Origin of the sequence: Streptomyces sp. CLV115 (genome assembly GCF_038448545.1) — a bacterium.
Classification (GTDB): Bacteria; Actinomycetota; Actinomycetes; order Streptomycetales; family Streptomycetaceae; genus Streptomyces; species Streptomyces sanglieri.
In genome coordinates, this window is record NZ_JBCEWQ010000083.1 from 1 (window position 1) to 15,447 (window position 15,447).

18 protein-coding genes are annotated in these 15,447 nt (G+C 71.4%); 6 read left to right on the forward strand and 12 right to left on the reverse strand.

Going from position 1 to position 15,447, the window contains the following annotated elements; translation table 11 throughout:
- Positions 1-123: 123 nt before the first annotated feature.
- Together AADR41_RS25620 and AADR41_RS25625 are read right to left on the reverse strand one after the other, a co-directional pair.
- Complete coding sequence (locus tag AADR41_RS25620; RefSeq protein ID WP_072487966.1) at positions 124-804, reverse strand: response regulator transcription factor; 681 nt, start codon at positions 802-804, stop codon at positions 124-126.
- Positions 801-2,078, reverse strand: a complete 1,278-nt coding sequence (locus tag AADR41_RS25625) for a sensor histidine kinase (protein ID WP_342283755.1) — start codon at positions 2,076-2,078, stop codon at positions 801-803. The genes AADR41_RS25620 and AADR41_RS25625 overlap by 4 nt, the downstream gene beginning before the upstream one ends.
- A 198-nt stretch (positions 2,079-2,276) precedes the next feature.
- Here AADR41_RS25625 and phoU point away from each other — a divergent pair, with 198 nt between their 5' ends.
- Entirely contained in the window at positions 2,277-2,954 is a 678-nt protein-coding gene (gene phoU / locus AADR41_RS25630) for a phosphate signaling complex protein PhoU (RefSeq protein ID WP_266416142.1), read from the forward strand.
- A 341-nt stretch (positions 2,955-3,295) separates the two neighbouring features.
- The gene (locus AADR41_RS25635) at positions 3,296-3,445 is read left to right on the forward strand and encodes a hypothetical protein (protein WP_177328251.1); all 150 of its coding nucleotides are present in this window, start codon (positions 3,296-3,298) and stop codon (positions 3,443-3,445) included.
- A gap of 48 nt (positions 3,446-3,493) precedes the next feature.
- Here AADR41_RS25635 and AADR41_RS25640 read toward each other — a convergent pair whose 3' ends face one another.
- Positions 3,494-4,849: an MDR family MFS transporter gene (locus tag AADR41_RS25640; protein WP_342283756.1), complete on the reverse strand. Its 1,356-nt coding sequence runs from the start codon at positions 4,847-4,849 to the stop codon at positions 3,494-3,496.
- Positions 4,850-5,077: 228 nt separating this feature from the next.
- Here AADR41_RS25640 and AADR41_RS25645 point away from each other — a divergent pair, with 228 nt between their 5' ends.
- Complete coding sequence (locus AADR41_RS25645) at positions 5,078-5,839, forward strand: phosphoglyceromutase (protein ID WP_342283757.1); 762 nt, start codon at positions 5,078-5,080, stop codon at positions 5,837-5,839.
- A 166-nt stretch (positions 5,840-6,005) separates the two neighbouring features.
- Here the strand turns inward: AADR41_RS25645 and AADR41_RS25650 are convergent, their stop codons facing one another.
- The 4 genes from AADR41_RS25650 to AADR41_RS25665 all read right to left on the reverse strand — a co-directional run bounded on the left by AADR41_RS25650 (position 6,006) and on the right by AADR41_RS25665 (position 8,245).
- Complete coding sequence (locus tag AADR41_RS25650) at positions 6,006-6,443, reverse strand: NUDIX hydrolase (protein ID WP_342283758.1); 438 nt, start codon at positions 6,441-6,443, stop codon at positions 6,006-6,008.
- Between the two features lie 30 nt (positions 6,444-6,473).
- Positions 6,474-6,989 carry an SDR family oxidoreductase gene (locus AADR41_RS25655; RefSeq protein WP_342283759.1) on the reverse strand — a complete coding sequence of 172 codons (516 nt, stop codon included), beginning with the start codon at positions 6,987-6,989 and terminating at the stop codon, positions 6,474-6,476.
- 195 nt (positions 6,990-7,184) lie between these two features.
- Complete coding sequence (locus AADR41_RS25660) at positions 7,185-7,595, reverse strand: hypothetical protein (protein ID WP_342283760.1); 411 nt, start codon at positions 7,593-7,595, stop codon at positions 7,185-7,187.
- Complete coding sequence (locus tag AADR41_RS25665) at positions 7,592-8,245, reverse strand: AAA family ATPase (RefSeq protein ID WP_342283761.1); 654 nt, start codon at positions 8,243-8,245, stop codon at positions 7,592-7,594. The genes AADR41_RS25660 and AADR41_RS25665 overlap by 4 nt, the downstream gene beginning before the upstream one ends.
- Positions 8,246-8,381: 136 nt before the next feature.
- Here AADR41_RS25665 and AADR41_RS25670 point away from each other — a divergent pair, with 136 nt between their 5' ends.
- Positions 8,382-8,630: a hypothetical protein gene (locus AADR41_RS25670; protein ID WP_266416166.1), complete on the forward strand. Its 249-nt coding sequence runs from the start codon at positions 8,382-8,384 to the stop codon at positions 8,628-8,630.
- A complete protein-coding gene (locus tag AADR41_RS25675) occupies positions 8,627-8,869 on the forward strand; it encodes a hypothetical protein (RefSeq protein ID WP_342283762.1) in 243 nt (80 codons plus the stop codon). The genes AADR41_RS25670 and AADR41_RS25675 overlap by 4 nt, the downstream gene beginning before the upstream one ends.
- 19 nt (positions 8,870-8,888) lie before the next feature.
- Here the strand turns inward: AADR41_RS25675 and AADR41_RS25680 are convergent, their stop codons facing one another.
- Positions 8,889-9,230, reverse strand: a complete 342-nt coding sequence (locus tag AADR41_RS25680) for an SCO0607 family lipoprotein (protein ID WP_342283763.1) — start codon at positions 9,228-9,230, stop codon at positions 8,889-8,891.
- 317 nt (positions 9,231-9,547) lie between these two features.
- A complete protein-coding gene (locus AADR41_RS25685) occupies positions 9,548-10,345 on the reverse strand; it encodes a hypothetical protein (protein ID WP_342283764.1) in 798 nt (265 codons plus the stop codon).
- A gap of 199 nt (positions 10,346-10,544) precedes the next feature.
- Between AADR41_RS25685 and AADR41_RS25690 the strand changes: the two genes are divergently transcribed.
- Complete coding sequence (locus AADR41_RS25690; RefSeq protein WP_342283765.1) at positions 10,545-11,567, forward strand: phosphotransferase family protein; 1,023 nt, start codon at positions 10,545-10,547, stop codon at positions 11,565-11,567.
- A 27-nt stretch (positions 11,568-11,594) separates the two neighbouring features.
- Here the strand turns inward: AADR41_RS25690 and AADR41_RS25695 are convergent, their stop codons facing one another.
- The 3 genes from AADR41_RS25695 to mshA form a co-directional block, all read right to left on the reverse strand.
- The gene (locus AADR41_RS25695; RefSeq protein WP_342283766.1) at positions 11,595-13,343 is read right to left on the reverse strand and encodes a glycosyl hydrolase family 28-related protein; all 1,749 of its coding nucleotides are present in this window, start codon (positions 13,341-13,343) and stop codon (positions 11,595-11,597) included.
- A gap of 190 nt (positions 13,344-13,533) precedes the next feature.
- Positions 13,534-14,088 carry a YbjN domain-containing protein gene (locus AADR41_RS25700; protein WP_342283767.1) on the reverse strand — a complete coding sequence of 185 codons (555 nt, stop codon included), beginning with the start codon at positions 14,086-14,088 and terminating at the stop codon, positions 13,534-13,536.
- A complete protein-coding gene (mshA, locus tag AADR41_RS25705; RefSeq protein ID WP_342283768.1) occupies positions 14,081-15,433 on the reverse strand; it encodes a D-inositol-3-phosphate glycosyltransferase in 1,353 nt (450 codons plus the stop codon). Before mshA ends, AADR41_RS25700 begins: the two co-directional genes overlap by 8 nt.
- Positions 15,434-15,447: the final 14 nt, after the last annotated feature.

A 15,447-nucleotide genomic window follows, 5' to 3' on the forward strand; every position in this document is an offset into this window, starting at 1 on the left:
GTTCGAGCACCTCGGTGCAGCTGCACGCCGCCGAGGGCGCCGGATCGGTCGTCGTCCCGGCCGGCGGCTCGGTGCTGCTGGGCGGCCCCGGCAATGCCTCCGCCGTTTCGCACACCTGGCGGTCTACGGCTCGAACTTGTAGCCCAGCCCGCGCACCGTCACCAGGAAGCGCGGCGCTCCCGGGTCGGGCTCGATCTTGGCGCGCAGGCGCTTGACGTGGACGTCGAGGGTCTTGGTGTCACCCACGTAGTCCGCGCCCCAGACCCGGTCGATCAGCTGCATGCGGGTCAGGACCCGGCCCGCGTTGCGCAGCAGCATCTCCAGCAGGTCGAACTCCTTGAGCGGGAGGTCGACCTTGCCGCCGGCGACGGTGACGACGTGGCGGTCCACGTCCATCCGCACCGGGCCCGCCTCCAGGGCGGCCGGGGTGACCTCCTCCGGCTCGCCGCGGCGGCGCAGCACGGCGCGGATCCGGGCGACCAGTTCCCGCGAGGAGAACGGCTTGGTCACGTAGTCGTCGGCTCCTATTTCCAGGCCGACGACCTTGTCGATCTCGCTGTCCTTCGCCGTGACCATGATCACGGGGACATTGGACCGGCTGCGCAGCTGACGGCAGACCTCCGTGCCGGGCAGGCCCGGCAGCATCAGGTCGAGCAGTACGAGGTCGGCGCCGTTGCGCTCGAACTCGTCAAGCCCGTCCGGGCCCGTGGCCGCGATGGCGACCTCGAAGCCTTCCTTGCGGAGCATGTAGGACAGGGCGTCGCTGAAGGATTCCTCATCCTCGACGACGAGCACTCGGGTCACGGAAGGACCTCCGGGGCAGGGAATGGTTCAAGGGTGTCGGGGTGAGCGGGTCCATGGGGGCCGCCCTCGTCGCCGTTGACGACGGGCGGTCCGTCCGAGCTGCGGTCCCGTTCCCGTACGGCGCCCGCTTCGGGCAGCCGCAGGGTGAAGGTGGAGCCCTGGCCCTCCGAGCTCCAGACCGTGACCTCCCCGCCGTGCGAGGCGGCCACGTGTTTCACGATGGCGAGGCCGAGGCCGGTGCCACCGGTGGCCCGTGAGCGGGCCGGGTCGACGCGGTAGAAGCGTTCGAAGACCCGCTCGCGGTCCTTCTCCGAGATGCCGATGCCCTGGTCGGTCACGGCTAGCTCGATCTGGTCCCCGCCCGGCACGGACAGCCGCCTGGCGGCGATGCCCACTCGGGTGCGGGCGGGGCTGTAGTTGACGGCGTTCTCGACGAGATTGCCGAGCGCCGCGGCGAGCTGGCCGCGGTTGCCCCAGATACGGAGCTCCGCGGTGCCGCCCGAGGCCATGGTGATCTGCTTCGAGCCGGCCTGCTGGCGGCAGCGGTCGATGGCCTCGGCCACCAGCTCGTCCACCCGGACCGGCTCGGCGTCCTCCAGCGGGTCGTCGTTCTGCACCCGCGAGAGGTCGATGATCTCCTGTACGAGGTTGGTCAGCCGGGTCGCCTCTATCTGCATCCGGCCCGCGAAGCGTTCCACCGCCTCCGGGTCGTCCGAGGCGTCCATCACTGCCTCGGAGAGCAGGGAGAGAGCGCCGACCGGGGTCTTGAGCTCATGGCTGACGTTGGCGACGAAGTCGCGCCGCACCGCCTCTATCCGGCGGGCCTCGGTGAGGTCCTCGACCAGCAGGAGCACCAGCCGGGAGCCGAGCGGGGCGACCCGGGCGGAGACCGCGAGGGCCTCGCCGCGGCCCGTACCGCGCCGCGGAAGGTCCAGTTCCACCTGTCGTATCTCACCGTCGCGGCGGGTGTCCCTGGCCATGTTCAGCATCGCCTCGACGGCGAGCCGGCCGCCCCTGACCAGTCCCAGCGCATAGGCGGCGGAGCTGGCCTTGACGACGCTGTCGCTCTCGTCGAGCACCACCGCCGAGGAGCTGAGCACGGACAGGACCGTGTCCACCCCGGGCGGCAGGGGTGCGTTGCTGTCGGGCCGCATGGAGGTTCGCGTCGGCTTCTTCTGGTCGCGCTCGCTCCAGCGGAACGCAAGCATGGCGATCACGCCGGTGCACGCACCGCCGATCGCCGCAGCTGCGGCGACTGCCGCGTTCACGTCCATACGTCAAGGTTATGCGGGTACCGGACGACTCTCCCAGCCGTCCGAGTGCCTATCCGAACACTCGTCGCCCAGAGTTCACCGAGGAGCAAGGGTTGGTTCACTTGGGCGGCCGGAACCCGACGCGTACGCCACTCAGGGTGGCAGCGTGGGGTTCGAACCTGGCCCCGGCCTTACACAGAGGACTGGAGAGGGACTTCCATGCGTGACGCGTACCACGAGGAACTCGACTCGATCGGAGAAGGGCTGGTCGAGATGGCCCGGCTCGTCGGGTCGGCGATCGGCCGGGCGACGACGTCCATGCTCGATGCCGATCTCAAGCTCGCGGAGAGCGTGATCGCCGCGGACCAGAAGGTCGACGACCTTCAGCACGACCTGGAGGCGCGGGCCATCGCCCTGCTCGCGCGTCAGCAGCCCGTGGCGACGGACCTGCGCATCGTGGTCACCTCCCTGCGGATGAGCGCCGACCTGGAGCGCTCGGGCGACCTCGCCCAGCACGTCGCCAAGCTGACCCGGCTGCGGTTCCCGCAGTCGGCGGTCCCGCACGACCTGCACGCCACCATCCTGGAGATGGGGCAGCTGGCGCAGCGCCTGATGGCCAAGGCCGCCGAGGTGATCATCACCAAGGACGTCGATCTGGCACTCCAGCTGGAGCAGGACGACGACGAGATGGACCTGCTGCACCGCACGCTGTTCCAGCACCTGATGGACGACCGCTGGAAGCACGGCATCGAGACGGCCGTCGACGTGACGCTGCTCGGCCGCTACTACGAGCGCTTCGCGGACCACGCGGTGTCGGTCGCCAAGCGGGTCGTGTACCTGGTGACGGGTGAGCACGCCGACGAGATCCAGCAGCAGACGACGGTGGAGGGCGCGTAGCCGCGGGACGTGACAGCGGGCGTGGACATGGGGCGTGGCCGCGGGACGGGACTGCTGGGCGTGACCGCGGGGCGTGACCGCGGTTACGTAGCCGGGGCCCGTGACCGGAGCCCGTGGTCGGAGCCCGTGGCCGGGGCGCGTGGCCGAGATGTGCCGTGGAGGCGCGTACGGATGTGCGCGGGCGCATCGGCGTCGCACAAGTGTTTCTGCGTATGTGCGCCGTTGATGCGCCCGCCGGGGTGGGCATGAAATGGGGTGGGGCGGCACGCCTTGTCCGTACGCCCCGGTCGTACGCGCGTTCTCGCGGCGTGCGGCCCTGTCGTATGCCTTGAGGAGGAACCATGGCCGATTCCCCCACGACCGACCCACAGCAGGAGGCACCCGCCGAGGTGGTGCACCTGACCCTGCTCGGCGCCTGCGGCTGCGGCTCGGGCTGCGGCTGCGGCTGCCAGTCCGGGGCCCCGTGCCAGTGCGGTGGCTGCTGCGGCTGACCGGCTGCCGCGGAATAGCGAAAGCGCCCCCGTGTGCGGCCTGCGCCCTCAGCCCGCCCGTTCGACGGCGGGCCCGGCGGCGGCATCGGCATCGGCGGCGGCGTCGGCCCCGGAAGCAACCGCGGCACCGGAGGCGACCGCGGCACCGCTCTCCGCCACCCGGCTGCCGCCCTCGGGCGCCGCCACGTCCTCCCCCGGCAGGTTCCGCATCAGCAGCCAGTAGCCCAGCGCGGCCCCGGTCCCCAGGACAGCGCACGCGCTCCACAGCCACTGGGCCCCGAACCGGTCGATCACCAGGCCCGACATCAGCGGCGCGATCAGCGCGGCCGCGGACCACGACATCGTGTACATGCCCTGGTAGCGGCCCCGGCCCCGGGCGGGCGACAGCCGGACCACCAGGCTGCTCTGGATCGGCGCGTTGACGATCTCGGCGACCGTCCAGACGCAGATGGTCAGCGCGTAGACGGCGACCGACCCGGCGAACGCGGTCAGCCCGAACCCGTACCCCGCCAGCAGCGACGACACGATGAGCAGCCGGCGCGGATCGCGGTGCTGGATGAAGCGGGTGACGGGAATCTGGAGCACCACGATCAGCACCCCGTTGACGGCGACGGCGGTACCGAAGTCGGAGCTGGAGAACCCGTCCGCCCCCATGGCCACCGGGAGTCCCACGTAACCCTGCTGGAAGATCAGGGCGATGACGAAGGACAGCCCGACGACGCTCATGAACCGGCCGTCGCGCAGCACCGTGGGGAGCCGGACCTCGTCCGCCCCGTCGTCCGCCGCGCGTCCGGACACCACCGGCTTGTCGGGCCGCGACTCGGGCACCTTCATGAAGACCACGACGGCGCAGAACAGCGTCATCGCGGCCTCGCCGAGGAACCCGGCGAGATAGCTGTACTCGGCGACGAAGCCGGCGCCGGCCGAGGAGACGGCGAAGCCGAGGTTGATGGCCCAGTAGTTGAGCGAGAAGGCCCGCACCCGGTCCTCGGGCCGGACGATGTCGGCCATCATCGCCTGCACGGCGGGCCGCGACGCGTTGCTGGCCATGCCCACGAAGAAGGCGACCGTGGCGATCGCCACCGGGTGGACCATGAACCCGAGCACGGCCACGGACACGGCCGTCGACGTCTGCGCGATGAGCATGGTGGGCCGACGGCCGAGCCGGTCGGTCATCACCCCCGCCCCCAGCGAGGAGACGACCCCGCCGAGCCCGTGCAGCGCGACGACCAGACCGGCGTACGAGGCCGAGTAGCCGCGGTCCAGGGTCAGGTAGAGCGCCATGAAGGTGGCGACGAACGCTCCGAGGCGGTTGACCAGCGTGCTGGTCCACAGCCACCAGAACTGCCTGGGGAGCCCGGACACGGATTCGCGTGCGGCCCGTCTGAGACCGGCGACAGACATACGGAATCCCCCCAGGGAAGTACGGAACGGACAGCGCAGGTAAGAGGCCCGACTGCTGTCCGAACGTTACGAATCCTGGATTCCGGTCCGCCACTCAATTGACGTCTGCCGTCAATCGTCGCCGCTCCCGGCCGCCGCCGGGCCCGTCCTGTCGCCGCCGGGCCCGCCCGCTGTCCGCCCTGTGACCGGTAGCGCGGAGCTCGGACGGGTTCGATTACGCTCGGACCCATGGCCGACGCACCGTACAAGCTGATCCTCCTCCGCCACGGCGAGAGCGAATGGAACGCGAAGAACCTGTTCACCGGCTGGGTGGACGTCAACCTCACGGAGAAGGGCGAGAAGGAGGCAGTCCGCGGCGGTGAGCTGCTCAAGGACGCCGGTCTGCTCCCCGATGTCCTGCACACCTCCCTCCAGAAGCGCGCCATCCGCACCGCGCAGCTCGCGCTGGAGTCCGCGGACCGCCACTGGATCCCGGTCCACCGCTCCTGGCGGCTGAACGAGCGCCACTACGGCGCCCTGCAGGGCAAGGACAAGGCCCAGACGCTCGCCGAGTTCGGCGAGGAGCAGTTCATGCTCTGGCGCCGCTCCTACGACACCCCGCCGCCCGCCCTTGAGGACGGCACCGAGTTCTCGCAGAGCGACGACCCGCGCTACGCGTCGATCCCGCCGGAGCTGCGCCCGCGCACGGAGTGCCTCAAGGACGTCGTCGACCGCATGCTGCCGTACTGGTACGACGACATCGTGCCGGACCTGCTCGACGGCCGCACCGTCCTGGTCGCCGCCCACGGCAACAGCCTCCGGGCCCTGGTCAAGCACCTCGACGGCATCTCCGACGCCGACATCGCGGGCCTGAACATCCCGACCGGCATCCCGCTCGTCTACGAGCTGGACGCCGACTTCCGCCCCGTGAAGCCGGGCGGCACCTACCTCGACCCGGACGCGGCGAAGGCCGCCATCGAGGCCGTGAAGAACCAGGGCAAGAAGAAGTAAGCAGAACTGAAGAAGCCCCCACCTGCGAATTCTCCGCATGGTGGGGGCTTTTGGGTGCGCCAAGTCCTTCCGACAACAACGCGGTGCCGAGCCAGCGGTGCATGGGAACGCCGCCACGGCCGACACATCTCGGTGCCGGCCCGGTGGTGTGTTGATGCTCGAAGACTCAGAGCGTTGCCGTGCCTCCGAGGCTTCCGCTGCTGATGGCTCCTCGCAGGACGTGAGCGATCTCCTCGGGCTTGAGGTCGATGCCGTCGAGCCCCTCCTCGGTCCGTGGGATCTCCTCCAGCGCGTATTCGCCGCGGCCCTCGGCGCTGAACTCGGGGCCGGTGCGGTCGTCGAAGGACCAGGTCGCGATGCGGGCGAGGTAGAAGAGCTGGCGCTCGTCGTCGGACTCCATCGTGTGGAGAAGGCCGACGATGTCGGCCTTCCCCGCGATCTCCTCGTGGATCTCCCGGTGGAGGGCGGCCTCCCGGGACGCGTCGCCGGGTTCGACACCACCGCCGGGCAGGACCCAGTACTCGGGAATCTCAGGCTTGGTGCGGCGGATGACAAGCATCGTCCCGTCAGCGGTGACGAGGACGGCGCGGACTCGTTCCATCATCTCGGCTTGTCTCCTTGCTTGTCGGCGGTCTCAGTGCAGCAGCCAGCCGCCGTCGACGTGGATGGACTGCCCCGTGATGAACGAGGCGGAGGGGCCCACGAGAAACGCCACCAGGGCCGCGACATCCTCGGGCCGGCCACGACGCGGGACACACCGGCGCTTGATCTGGTCCTCCGGCCGCGCACGGTGCCGGGCGGGGATCGCGTTCCCGGCCTCGACCTGGACGGCGCCAGGCATGACCGTGTTGACGCAGATCCCGTACGGGCCCAACTCACGGGCGAGGGACCGGGTCAGGCCCAGCAGCCCGGCCTTCGCGGTGCTGTACGCGACGAGGTTCGTCCGGCCGGCGCGGGCGTTGACGCTGCCGATGTTCACGATGCGGCCCCACCTGCGTTCGACCATGGCGGGGGTGACCGTGTGGCAGGTGCGGTAGTGGGTGGTGAGGAGGGCGTGGGCGTCGGGGTCCTGGCCGAGGTGGTTGACCGCGACGGTCGCTCCGGCGGCGAGGGCCCGCCCGATCTCGGAGGCGTATGTCTCCGTCGGCACAGCGAAGTTCCCGAGGCCCAGGAACTGCGTGAGCGGGCCGCACGCGCCGGCGGCTGACGCTCTCCCAGCGCCGTCGCTCTCAGCGGTTGCGCCCCTTCGGCCGTGCCTCCAGGGCCGCTCGATGACAGTCACCGACGCCCAGATCAACAGCCCGCTACCGGTGCGCCGCAAACGCCGGACGCACTCCCTGCCACCTCACCCGCCCTGCCCACCGGAGCCGTCGCAGAGGCCGCCCAGCTCGGCGGCGAGTGCCTCGTCCCGCATGCCCGGCAGGGCGTAGCCCTCGGTCTCGTCCCACGGGACGTCGGCGTCGTCCAGGTGGACGTGCCACTGCGCTCCCCCGACGGCGCGGCGCAACTCGGTGACGGAGTCGAGCACATGGGCCGTCACCGGGAGCCATCGGCCGGGGTCGCCGCCCGGCAGTTTCGTGGAGCCGGCGACGATCTGGTCGTCCCCGTCGTCGCCCGGGTCGTACAGGTACAGGCCCTCCTCGTCGTCGTACGGGAACGACTCGGCCCGGGCGGAGACGATGCGCTGGATGGCGGCCGACTCGGCGGTGGTCAGCGGCGTGGTCCGGCGGGCGCTGTAGTAGATGGAGACGCTCATGGGCCGAGCGTAGGGCGGGGGTGTGACAACGCGCCGTCCACGTGCTGCCCCAACGCCCGTTCCACGCGCCCCGCGAGGTCGGCCCAGGGGCGGCATTCGACCACCGGCAGGCCGTGCCGGGCCGCCTGACCGGCGAGCCAGTGCGAGTACGCGGCGCTGACCTGTGCGCGGTGGCGCTGTTCGCCGCTGTCGGGCTCCCTGGCCGCGTAGTTGGCGAGGATCTGTTCCGGGTCCGGCTCGTACAGGAAGACCGCCCGTACCCGGCGGCCGGCCGCCCGGCCCTCGTGGATCGCTTCCGCCGCGGCGTCCGGGGTGAGGTAGTCGCCCTCGATCACGGCGGGTACGTCGACGGTCAGGCGGTTGCGGACCACGCCCAGCACCGCGGGTTCGAGGGCCCTGGCGGTGGCGATCTGTAGGTCCAGCACCCGGTCGACGGAGAGCCGCGCCGTGTCGGGGACGGTCCCGAAGTGGTGGAGCGCGGGATGGTGTTCGGGTGTCGTCATGGCCTCGACGGCGCTGACCACGTCGTCGAACTCGACCACGAATCCCTTCGACCCGCCCGGTTCACCGGCGAGTTGGGCCGCCGCCCGGCTCTTGCCGACGCCCGAGGCTCCACCTACCAGCAATATGTCCCATGATGTCGCTGTCACCGGGCGAACGTATCGCGTGGGGTGCCGTGTTCGTCACCGGCACTGGCGCTACCGTGTCCCGAGCACCGGCCCGCGCGACGGCGGAACCGATCGGACGGGCCGTGCGGAGGACGCAAGGAGAGCGGGGAGAGCAATCATGGGCGAGCCCCTGAAGACCTTCGTCGGCGGTGCCGAGGTCGACGTGCCCAACAGCATTCCGGCCATCCGTGCCACGCTGCCGGAGGAGAGACGCGAGGAGTTCGACCGCGCCATCAACGAGGCGGGGGTGCACGAGATCCAGGCCGTGATGCGGCACTGGATGCTGGAGGCCGTACCCGACCCCGAGGCCGAACGGATCCTGGACCGGCTGGCGCAGGACGAGGCCGAGAGGCGGAGCGTCGCTTGAGCTTCCGCATCTCCTACGCACCGCCCGCCGACGACTCCCTGGCCAAGATGCGCGAGGGCGAGACCTTCCGCGCCGAGATGGCGCGAACCCTGGGCCTCGACCCGTACGGGCACGGCTCGTCGGCCGTCAAGAGCGAGCGCGACCGCCGTGAGGCGACCGTGGCCGGGGCGATCGTGCTCTATTACGTCTCCGGGTCCGTCCTGATCGTCACAGTGGTGAGGCTCGTCCCGCTGCCCTGAGCCGGCGCCGGCCCGACTCCTAGGAACCGTCCTGGACTTCGATGATCCGGCCGTCCTTGTCCACGCTGTGGGTACGCCAGTACATGTCCCACTTGTCGTCCACGTGCTCGGGGACCTTGCCCTTCGGGTACCGGACGTACCCCTTCGGCGGGTCCTCGTCGTCGGACACGCAGGCCGATCCGGTGCTCCCGATCGTCATGACCGGGTATTCGCCGCCGCCGCAGATCGCGTCCTCGGTCGAGCAGCCCGTGGTCAACATCGCCACGGTCGCGGCGGCCACGGCGAGCCCTGCCGCGGCACGGCTCCGGCGGCGCCCGCTCCGCGCGGACGCCGCCCGGTCACGTCGGCTGATCACGTTCATGATGTGCCCCCTCCTGGCTGACTGGTGCCACCAGCCTGCCCGGAGGGTGAATCGACGATCATGAGTACGAATACTCACGCGCGGTGCGCCGCGTACTCGGCCGCATGCGCGGCACCGGGGCACGCGAGCCCGGCACGATCCGGACGAAGGAACCTGGGGGGTGTCCGACACATGCCTGCGGCGTCCCGGGGTCGGGCACGCATGCTCGCGGCGTTGCCGAACCGCCCACGTGGCTCCGCCACGCAGACGCTCCGGCGCCTTGCGATCGCACGCACCAGACCCCGCTCCTTCTCCCGCACTCATTCATCAGACATTCCCTAGGCCAGCTTCGCGGCCTGGGCCTCGATCACCGCGGTCGGCAGTTCGAAGTCCCCGCCGCCGCCCATCGCGGCCAGGTTCATCGAGGAGAACGAGGCGAACGAGGCGCCCTGGCGCATGGCCACGAGCTTGAACTCGACCTTCTCCCCGCTCTGCTCCACCTGAACGGTCCAGGCGGCCGCCTCCTCGCCGCCCTTGACCTGCTCCTCGGTGATCTTGCTGACCTTCTGCTTCTCACCGGCCGCGGTGAACTCGAAGCCGCCGGCGCACTCGGTGGCCGCAGTGCGCAGCGAGGCGACCGACTCCTGCGCGCCCTTGCCGTCGTACGAACCGAGTGCCAGCTGCGTCGTCGTGATGTCGAACGCGGCCTTGAACGCCTCCTCGGCGTCCCCGCTGTCCTGCTTCGCCAGGTCGCCCTTCTTCGGCTCGCTGACGACCGTGCGCTTGGTGAACGCGCCGGGCTCGCCGACCTGAGCGCCCATCAGCGCATTGGCGAACGGGGCGCATACCTTCTTGCCGGTCTTGATGTCGTCGACGGCGACCGTGTCCTTGGCCGCGGCCTTGGAGATCTTGTGCCCCTTGACGTCGCCCTGGGCCAGCGCGGCCTTCTCCAGCTCGGCGGCGCTCAGGGCCTCGGCCGCGGGCGCGGCGGCCGCGGACTCCTTGCCCTGGGCACCGGAGCCCTTGTCCCCCTTGTCGGAGGAACCGGAGTCCGAACCGCCGCATGCGGTGGCGAACAGGGCCAGGGACACCGCGGTGGCGGCAACAGCGGTACGGCGTAGGGCGGTGGAACGCATGGATCCGGTCCGTCTCTATGAGCAGGGTGTTCGGTTTTGCTCACTGTATGAGCGGAAAATGGTTTGATGATCAATCAAGTCGGGCATGGGATGCGATCGTGACGACGCCGTGATCATCCTGTGAATGCGCCGAATGCGCCGTTTGACGATGCGTTGCTTCACACCGACGAACCGGAATCCGAGACAGAGGTGCGATCCCATGCAGGCTGACGCGACGACCACGGCCGTTCTCGACTCCGTCGGCCTGACGGAGGACCGGATCGCCGCCCGCGCGCCGCTCACCGGAGGCACGTTCAACACGGTCTCCCGGGTGACGCTCACGGACGGCAGCGACCGGGTGGTGAAGATCCCGCCGCCCGCGACCCCCGGAACACTGATGGGATACGAGCGCGATCTGCTGGTCAACGAGGCCACGTTCTACACCTGCGCGGAGGGCGCGGCACCGGTCCCCCGCGTCCTGCACAGCGAACTCGACCCGGCCGCGCCGACCGGACCGTACGTGATCATGTCGGCCCGTCCGGGGCTGCCCTGGCACGAGCTCACCGGCCCCGCTTCCGCCGACGCCCTGTCCGATGCCGAGGAGCGCCGGCTCAGGACGGAGCTGGGGCGGATCGTCGCCCGGCTGCACGCCGTCACCGGCCCGGCCGGTTTCGGCTATCCCTCCCTGGCGGTGGGCCCGTTGGCCCCGTCCTGGCGGCAGGCGTTCACCGCGATGACCGACGCGGTCCTCGCCGACGCGGACGCCTACCGGGCCCGGCTGCCGCGCCCGACGGCAGGCATCCGCGCCCTGCTCGCCGCCGCGGCGCCGGTGCTCGACGACGTGACGCGCCCCGCCCTGGTCCACTTCGACCTGTGGCAGGGCAACCTCCTCGTCGACGGCGCGCCCGGTGCGCGGACCATCGGCGGGATCGTCGACGGCGAGCGGATGTTCTGGGGCGACCCGGTCGCCGACTTCGTATCGCTCGCCCTGTTCGGGAACATGGCGGAGGACGAGGACTTCCTCGCCGGGTACGCGGACGGCACCGGGCGGCCGGTGGTGTTCGACGCGTCGGTCCGGCTGCGCCTCGCGCTCTACCGCTGCTACCTCTACCTGATCATGCTGGTGGAGACCGTTCCGCGCCGCGCGTCCCGGGAAGAGCTGGACCAGGCGTGGGCCGGTGTCGCCCCGCAGCTCGAATCGGCCCTGGCGGACGTGGAGTCGGCGCTGCGGGCCGAAGGCTGAGCGCTGCGGCCGGCCGCCCCCTCGCCCTCAGCCGGCCAGGGCCCGCTGGGCCTCGTACAGATTGGGCGGCCACACCGCCTCCGGCGTGCCGTACGCCTCCAGCCTGGTGTGCAGATCGCCGGTGAAGTCGGGGACGTCGATCTGGTCGAACTCCGTCACCTCGCTGATGCCGACCGTCGCGCTGTACGGAGCGAGCCCGTCGATCCGCATCAGGCCCGCCCGGCCGTTGGTGACCCGGATGTTCCAGTGCGTGAAGCGGGCGCCGAAGAGCGGCCCCGCGCTCGCGTCGCCGCCGTGCCGCCCGTTGTTCTCGACCGTGATGTCGGTGCGGACGTCGGCGAACGGCATGCCCCGGTGCGAGTCGAACGTCCCCATCTCCATCAGCCCGCGCGACCAGACGTTCCCGCTGGACAGCCCCTCGACGTTGATGCCGTGCAACTGGGTTCCGGCGGGCGCCGGTACGGTGCGCCGCGCGACGGTGAAGTCCTCGATCAGGTTGTCGTGCGAACCCTCGCGGCAGTAGTACGGATGGTGCGAGCCGCGGCCCTCGACCCGGGTGCGGCGCAGGGTACAGGCCGAGGCGGCGATCAGGCCGAAGCCGTTGTCGACGTGGCGGACGGTGATGTCGTCGGCCCAGCAGTCGTACGCGCACTGGAACGCGACCCCGTTGTACCCCTTGTCGAGCAGATGCGGCGACTGCGGGGTCTCGACCGCTTCGAGCGTGAGGCCCTCGACGCCGGAGCCGGTGAGCGGGGTGACGAGCGTGGTCAGCCGGGGATCCCACTCGGGCCGCACGTCGAGCGGGAGCGGGCGCTCCAGCGTGACCCGGTGGCCGTGTACGGAGGTGACGCGGACCGGCCACTCGTAGGGGACGTACGAGGTCAGCTTGGTCTTGTCGTCCCAGTGGTACGCCTCGGGGCCGGGGCCGCCGCCCGCCATGTGCTCCAGGAGGGTGTGGCCGGCGTCGTCGGCGAGCCGGAGCAGTACGAGCCGGCCGCGCCGCAGCCCCGTCGGGTCGTCGACGGTGATCGAGCGGTCGCCGCGGCGGGCGGGGGCGACGGTGGTCAGGGTGCGCCACTCGTCGCGCCGGTTGCCGGTCCAGCCCTCGAAGGGCCAGGACTTCGCCCGGATCGCGTCGGTGAGCGAGGCCCAGCGGTCTTGCGGGCAGAGCCAGACGAGGCCGCCGGCCCAGGACCAGCTGGACTTGTCGCCGCCGTACCGGCTGCCGTACGCCCCGACCAGTTCGGTGAGGTTCCTGGTCGCGTACAGCCTGGTGCGCCCGCTGCCCGCGCCGCGCACCACCACGTCGCTGTGGCCGATCCGGATGATGTCGTCGATCCGGTACGTGCCTTCGGGGATGAGCACCGTGCCGCCGCCGCGCTCTCCGGCTGCGGCGATGGCGCGGTTGATCGCGGGGGCGGCGTCGGCGGAGCCGTCGGGCCTCGCACCGTGGCGCCGGACGTCGACGACGAAGCCGCGGCCGGGACGGCGGGGCGGGCGGGAGCCGCCGCGGTGACCGGCCCGGCCGACGAACGGGATCTGCGGGTGGGTGAACGGGGCGGCGGCGAACTCCCGCCAGAGCGGGGTGGCCGCTCGCGGGGCACCGGCCGCGGTCCCCCGGGCGGCGGCGAACGCCGGGCCGCTGCCGGCGGCGATGGCGCCGACCGTCGTCGCGGCGACCGCCACGGCGCCTGCCAGCAGCCCGCGCCTGCTGATGTTCCCCTGGTCGTTCTCGATGAATCCGATCGCCATGAATCCGAGCCGCCTTTCATCCATGTGAACGACGTTCATATCTGCGTCGGCCGCGAGCATGCCACGGCCCCCTGGGACGCCGAAAGAGGCGTGCACCGGGGAATCTCGGGCCGGAATCCCCGGAAGGTGACGGCGGGTTGGACCAACCGGGAGGTGATGGGGCAGGTCGGCCGAGCCGGGAGGCGACGGCGGACCGGCCGAAACGGTCGAGCCGTCAGCCGGTCCGGTCGGCCGGGCGCTGGGTCAGATGCGTGAACGCGTCCAGGTTCCGCGTGGACTCGCCGCGCGACACCCGCCACTCGTACTCCTTGCGGATCGCGCTCGCGAAGCCCAGCTCCAGCAGGGTGTTGAACGAGCCGTCGGCCGCTTCGAGGACCGTGCCGAGCAGCCGGTCCAGCTCCTGCGGGGTGACCACGGAGAGCGGCAGCTTGCCGACGAGATAGATGTCGCCGAGCGGGTCGATCGCGTAACTCACGCCGAAGAGGCGGAGGTTGCGCTCCAGCAGCCAGCGGTGGACCGCGGCGTCGTTCTCGTCCGGATGCCGGACGACGAAGGCGTTGAGGGAGAGCGAGTGCCTGCCGACCCGCAGCGAGCAGGTGGTGGACAGCTTGCGCGTACCGGGCAGCTTGACGACGTAATCGCCCGGCTCGGGGCTCTCCCATTCGAGCCCGGCGTCCCTCAGGGTCGCCTCGATGACCTGCGCGGCCCGTGCCGCGGCCGCTTCGGTCGGTGCCGCTGCACCGGGTACGTCATCGGGTACGTCAGCCATGGTGCGAGCGTACGCGACGGCGGTGTTCGTGCATCGCGGCCGTGTACACGTCGGCCGTCGCCGCCGCCGCGGTGTCCCAGCCGAAGCCCTGGGCGTGCGCGGCGGCCGCCGCACCCATCCGGGCGACCAGCTCCGGCGCGTCGGCGAACCGGGCCAGCGCCTGTGCGTACGCCTGCGGGTCGTGCCCGGGTATCAGGAAGCCGCTGATCCCGTCCCGCACCGCCACCGGCAGCCCGCCCACGGCCGCCGCGACGACGGGGGTGCCCGCCGCCTGCGCCTCTATGGCGACCAGACCGAAGGACTCGCTGTGCGAGGGCATGACCAGCACCGAGGCGGCCCGGAACCAGTCGGCGAGCTGCTCCTGCCCGACCGGCGGCTGGAACCGTACGACGTCGGCGATGCCCAGCCGCGCCGCCAGCTTCTGCAGCCCCTCCGGCTTGGCGAGCCCGCTGCCGCTGGGGCCGCCGACGACCGGTACGACCATCCGGGAACGCAGCGTGGGGTCGCGGTCCAGCAGGACGGCGACCGCCCGCAGCAGCACGTCCGGGGCCTTCAGCGGCTGGATGCGGCCCGCGAAGAGCGGGATCAGGGCGTCCTTCGGCAGCCCGAGGCGCGCCCGCGCGGCGGCCCGCCCGTCGGCGGGGCTGAAGCGGTCCAGGTTGACCCCGGGGTGGACGACGGCGACGGACCCGGGATCGGCCTCGTAGAAGCGGATCAGCTCGTCCGCCTCCCCGGTGGTGTTGGCGATCAGCCGGTCCGCCGCGCTGACGATCTGGGTCTCGCCGATGACGCGGGCCGCCGGCTCGGGGGTGTCGCCCTCCGCGAGCGCCGCGTTCTTGACCTTCGCCATGGTGTGCATGGCGTGGACGAGCGGGACGCCCCAGCGCTGGGCGGCGAGCCAGCCGACGTGGCCGGAGAGCCAGTAGTGGGAATGGACGAGGTCGTAGTAGCCGGGGCGCTGGCCGGCCCACGCCTGCATCACGCCGTGCGTGAAGGCGCAGAGCTGGGCGGGCAGCTCCTCCTTGGCCAGTCCCTCGTACGGCCCCGCGTCGACGTGCCGGACCAGGACACCGGGGGCCAGCTCGACCGCCGGGGGCAGCCCGCCGGTGGTGGACCGGGTGAAGATCTCGACCTCGATGTTGATCGCGGCGAGCCGCCTGGCCAGCTCCACGATGTAGACGTTCATGCCGCCCGCGTCCCCGGTGCCCGGCTGGTGCAGCGGGGAGGTGTGCACGGAGAGCATCGCGATGCGTCGGGGTTTGCGGTGGCCGCCGGGGAACGCGGCGGGGAATCTGAGGCGCGGTGCGACCCGGCTGCTGCCGAGCCGGGAGACGTACTGACTCACGTCGTCCGGTCCTC

Coding starts and splice junctions, on each gene's coding strand:
- AADR41_RS25625 (WP_342283755.1), bottom strand. CDS start 2,078: ATGGACGTGAACGCGGCAGTCGCCGCAGCTGCGGCGATCGGCGGTGCG.
- phoU (WP_266416142.1), top strand. CDS start 2,277: ATGCGTGACGCGTACCACGAGGAACTCGACTCGATCGGAGAAGGGCTG.
- AADR41_RS25635 (WP_177328251.1), top strand. CDS start 3,296: ATGGCCGATTCCCCCACGACCGACCCACAGCAGGAGGCACCCGCCGAG.
- AADR41_RS25640 (WP_342283756.1), bottom strand. CDS start 4,849: ATGTCTGTCGCCGGTCTCAGACGGGCCGCACGCGAATCCGTGTCCGGG.
- AADR41_RS25645 (WP_342283757.1), top strand. CDS start 5,078: ATGGCCGACGCACCGTACAAGCTGATCCTCCTCCGCCACGGCGAGAGC.
- AADR41_RS25650 (WP_342283758.1), bottom strand. CDS start 6,443: ATGATGGAACGAGTCCGCGCCGTCCTCGTCACCGCTGACGGGACGATG.
- AADR41_RS25660 (WP_342283760.1), bottom strand. CDS start 7,595: ATGAGCGTCTCCATCTACTACAGCGCCCGCCGGACCACGCCGCTGACC.
- AADR41_RS25670 (WP_266416166.1), top strand. CDS start 8,382: ATGGGCGAGCCCCTGAAGACCTTCGTCGGCGGTGCCGAGGTCGACGTG.
- AADR41_RS25680 (WP_342283763.1), bottom strand. CDS start 9,230: ATGAACGTGATCAGCCGACGTGACCGGGCGGCGTCCGCGCGGAGCGGG.
- AADR41_RS25685 (WP_342283764.1), bottom strand. CDS start 10,345: ATGCGTTCCACCGCCCTACGCCGTACCGCTGTTGCCGCCACCGCGGTG.
- AADR41_RS25690 (WP_342283765.1), top strand. CDS start 10,545: ATGCAGGCTGACGCGACGACCACGGCCGTTCTCGACTCCGTCGGCCTG.
- AADR41_RS25695 (WP_342283766.1), bottom strand. CDS start 13,343: ATGGATGAAAGGCGGCTCGGATTCATGGCGATCGGATTCATCGAGAAC.
- AADR41_RS25700 (WP_342283767.1), bottom strand. CDS start 14,088: ATGGCTGACGTACCCGATGACGTACCCGGTGCAGCGGCACCGACCGAA.